A 776-nucleotide genomic window follows, 5' to 3' on the forward strand; every position below is an offset into this window, starting at 1 on the left:
GGCTGCAATAATTTCATGAGTGTTTGTATCCACGGCAATATGAAGTTTTCGCCAGACTCTACGTTTGCCATCTGTCCCGTGTTTTTTGACTTTCCATTCACCTTCGCCATAAACCTTAAGGCCAGTCGCATCAATAGCTAGATGTTGTATCGTACCTCTCGTTTTTGTCTTAAGTGAGACCTCAACTTGCTTGGCTCTACGACTGATGCAGGTGTAATGCGGACAACTTAACGGTACATGGGCTAACCTAAATATCGAGTTGATAAAACCTTGCAGCGCTCTTAATGGCATAGAAAAAACTCGTTTCACCATGAGGGCTGTCGTGATAGCTAAATCACTGAACCGACGAGGCCTCCCGCGCTTATTCTGTTTGCTTTGCGTCCAGCCACTTATCGCTTCTTCATCAATCCAAAAGGTCAAAGAACCGCGGTTAATGAGTTATTGATTGTATTTTGCTTCCAGTTGGTTGTTTTATAACGAGGTTTAGGTATAGGGCTACAAGAGGGAGTGAATGTAGCTGATCAGATCGTAGGTTTAGTTCCAATGAATTACGCAACAAAGCCGAGACTATGGGGAAATCACTTTTGGGCTAGAGGGTATTTTGTAGATACGGTCGGTGTGAATGAAAAAGTCATTCGCCGATATGTACGACACCAAGATAAGCAGGACATAGAGTATGAGCAACAACTGTAGTTATTGAAGAATTGATAGCGCGGAAGCCCCTTTCTAGGGATGATAAAGCGAAATTGCCTTCTAAGTGTCAGCGCCGATGTAAA

General features: G+C 43.4%; 2 pseudogenes. One reads left to right on the forward strand and one right to left on the reverse strand.

What is annotated here, in order from left to right:
• Positions 1–491 (reverse strand): annotated as a pseudogene (locus AB4589_RS20180) (IS5 family transposase); the annotation flags it as partial.
• A 67-nt stretch (positions 492–558) separates the two neighbouring features.
• Here AB4589_RS20180 and AB4589_RS20185 point away from each other — a divergent pair.
• Positions 559–693, forward strand: a pseudogene (locus AB4589_RS20185) (transposase); the annotation flags it as partial.
• Positions 694–776: the final 83 nt, after the last annotated feature.

The organism is Vibrio sp. 10N.222.49.A3, assembly GCF_041475145.1.
Taxonomy (GTDB): Bacteria; Pseudomonadota; Gammaproteobacteria; order Enterobacterales; family Vibrionaceae; genus Vibrio; species Vibrio tasmaniensis_A.